General features: G+C 70.2%; 3 protein-coding genes. 1 reads left to right on the plus strand and 2 read right to left on the minus strand.

Features of this window, described 5'->3' with window-relative positions:
* Positions 1–71 precede the first annotated feature (71 nt).
* Positions 72–2183, minus strand: a complete 2112-nt coding sequence (locus ABZW03_RS39115; RefSeq protein ID WP_355269380.1) for a DNA topoisomerase IV subunit B — start codon at positions 2181–2183, stop codon at positions 72–74.
* A gap of 538 nt (positions 2184–2721) precedes the next feature.
* On the opposite strand from ABZW03_RS39115, the gene ABZW03_RS39120 reads away from it, so the two are divergent.
* On the plus strand, positions 2722–2952 hold the full coding sequence (locus tag ABZW03_RS39120) for a hypothetical protein (protein WP_355269382.1): 231 nt from the start codon (positions 2722–2724) through the stop codon (positions 2950–2952).
* Between the two features lie 70 nt (positions 2953–3022).
* Here ABZW03_RS39120 and ABZW03_RS39125 read toward each other — a convergent pair.
* Positions 3023–3112 (minus strand): hypothetical protein (locus tag ABZW03_RS39125; protein WP_355269383.1); only part of this gene is annotated, 90 nt, incomplete at its 5' end.

Consider the following 3112-nt stretch of genomic DNA (forward strand, 5'->3'; position numbering starts at 1 on the left):
GGTGGGGGGGGCGGCCGGGCGGGCGCGGCCCACCCCGGGGGGGTGCGCCGCCCCCCCGCGGCCGCGGTGCGTCAGGCGTCGATGCGGGAGCGGTCCAGGGTGGCCGCCGAGTCGACGATGAACTCCTTGCGCGGGGCGACGTCGTTGCCCATCAGCAGGTCGAAGATCTTCTCGGCCTGCTCCAGGTCGCCCAGGTTGATCCGGCGCAGCGTGCGGTGGCGCGGGTCCATGGTGGTCTCGGCCAGCTGGTCGGCGTCCATCTCGCCCAGGCCCTTGTAGCGCTGCACCGGCTCCTTCCAGCGCTGGTTCTTGCGCTGGAACTCCAGCAGGGTGGAGCGCAGTTCGGCGTCGGAGTAGGTGTAGTGGTACTTCTCCTGGCCGCGCTTGGGGTTGGTGAGCTCGATCCGGTGCAGCGGCGGCACGGCGGCGAAGACCCGGCCCTGCTCGACCATCGGCCGCATGTAGCGGTGGAAGAGGGTGAGCAGCAGGGTGCGGATGTGCGAGCCGTCGACGTCGGCGTCGGCCATGAAGATGACCCGGCCGTAGCGGGCCTGGTCGATGTCGAAGGTGCGGCCGGAGCCGGCCCCTATCACCTGGATGATCGCGGCGCACTCGGCGTTCTTGAGCATGTCGCTCACCGAGGCCTTCTGCACGTTGAGGATCTTGCCGCGGATCGGCAGCAGGGCCTGGAACTCGGAGTTGCGGGCGAGCTTGGCGGTGCCGAGGGCGGAGTCCCCCTCGACGATGAACAGTTCGCTGCGGTCGACGTCGTCGCTGCGGCAGTCGGCCAGCTTGGCCGGCAGCGAGCTGGTCTCCAGCGCGGTCTTGCGGCGCTGGGCCTCCTTGTGCTGCCGGGCGGCGACCCGGGTGCGGGCGGCCGCGACGATCTTCTCCATGACGGCCCGGGCCTGGAGCTTCTCGTCCTTCTTGGCCGAGGCGAGGAAGGCCTTGAGCTCCTTGGCGACGACAGCGGCGACGATCCGGTTGGCCGCCGAGGTGCCGAGCACCTCCTTGGTCTGGCCCTCGAACTGCGGCTCGGCGAGCCGGACGGTGACCACCGCGGTGAGGCCCTCGGTGGCGTCGTCCTTGGTGATGTCGTCCTCGGCGACGCGCAGCAGCTTGCTCGCGCGCAGCGCCTCGTTGACCGTCTTGGCCAGCGAGCGCTCGAAGCCGGTGACGTGGGTGCCGCCCTTGGGGGTGGCGATGATGTTGACGAAGGAGCGCAGGGTGGTGTCGTAGCCGGTGCCCCAGCGCAGCGCGATGTCCACGCCGAGGTGGCGGGTGACCTCGGTGGGGGTCATGTGGCCGAGCTCGTCCAGGACCGGCACGGTCTCCTTGAAGGTGCCCTCGCCGCGCAGCCGCAGCACGTCGCAGACCGGCTTGTCGGGGGCCAGGAACTCGCAGAACTCGGCGATGCCGCCGTCGTAGCGGAAGACCGACTCCTCGATCTTCTCGCTCTCGGTGAGCCGCTCGTCACGCACCACGATGGTCAGGCCGGGGACCAGGAAGGCGGTCTGCCGGGCGCGGCTGTGCAGCGTCTCCAGGGAGAGCCTGGCGTCCTTGAGGAAGATCTGCCGGTCGGCCCAGTAGCGGATCCGGGTGCCGGTGCGGGTCTTCGGCACCTTGCGGGCCCTGGTCAGGCCGTTGCCGGGCTCGAAGGGCGCGTCCGGGCTGGTCTCGGTGAAGATGCCGGGGGTGCCGCGGCGGAAGCTGATCGCGTGGGTGTGGCCGCCGCGGTCGACCTCGACGTCGAGGCGGGCGGAGAGCGCGTTGACGACCGAGGCGCCGACGCCGTGCAGACCGCCGGAGGCCGCGTAGGAGCCGCCGCCGAACTTGCCGCCGGCGTGCAGCTTGGTCATCACGACCTCGACGCCGGACAGCCCGGTCTTGGGCTCGACGTCGACCGGGATGCCGCGCCCGTTGTCCCGGACCTCGACCGAGGAGTCGGGGTGCAGCACGACGTCGATGCGGTCGCAGTAGCCGCCCAGCGCCTCGTCGACGGAGTTGTCGATGATCTCCCAGAGGCAGTGCATCAGACCGCGGCTGTCGGTCGAGCCGATGTACATGCCGGGGCGCTTGCGGACCGCCTCCAGGCCCTCCAGGACGAGCAGGTGCCGCGCGGTGTAGTTGGAACCGTCGTCGCCGGCCAGCAGCGCGGACGGCACGGTCGTTTCGGCACTCACGCGGCACTCTCCTCGGTGAAGTTCTGTCTCATCGGTCACATCCGGACGCATCCGGACCAAACGCCAGTGCAGCACGCCGCACCGACATCCGTCGCCCTGCGTGCCCGAACCCCTGCGCCGGGTGCACAGCACGACGGATCGGCCCCGCGCAGCTTGTACGCGCTGCGCGAACAAGCACCGCACCCGGGTGCGGGCCCCGGGGGCGCCATCTCCTCCCGGTACCACCGGTCCTGGCGGATCGTGGGGCCCGGCGCAGGCTCCGGAACTGCCGTTATGCAGGCTACCGGGGCCCGGGACGGGGCTTATGCTCCAACCCGGCAGAGGATTATGCTACGCGGACCTCGTACCCGATCCCGATCGGGCGTTCGAGCGATGGGCGGATCCCGGGATTCGGCACGCATGAACCACCGGCGCCCGGGGCACGTCCTCATCAACACAGCAGAATCCTCAGAGAAGAAAAGCCACGAGCGGGAACGTTTTCGGCCTGGTTGGATGTTGACCCTGGTACGACAGCTCGTCGAGCTAGAGAAGAGGCGACGTGACTACTGTTCTGACCCCTGCGAGCCCGCTCACCGCGGCTGACCGCTGCGACCGCTGCGGCGCCCAGGCCTACCTGCGCGTCGTACTCGCCAGCGGCGGAGAGCTGCTCTTCTGCGCCCACCACGGCCGGAAGTTCGAGCCCGAGCTCAAGAAGATCGCCGTGGAGATACAGGACGAGAGCGGCCGTCTCACCACGACCACCGCCACGGCGTCCGACGACGAACGCTGATCCCGGGCGCCACAACCAGCAGCCGGCGTCGAGCTGTGTCCGGTCGCGCACCGCGCGCGACCGGTGAGCGTCAGACCTCGACCACGACCGGCAGGATCATCGGCCGGCGGCGGTAGTTGTCCGCGACCCACTTGCCGATGGTGCGGCGGACCAGCTGCTG

The organism is Kitasatospora sp. NPDC004799 (genome assembly GCF_040609095.1).
Lineage (GTDB): Bacteria > Actinomycetota > Actinomycetes > Streptomycetales > Streptomycetaceae > Kitasatospora.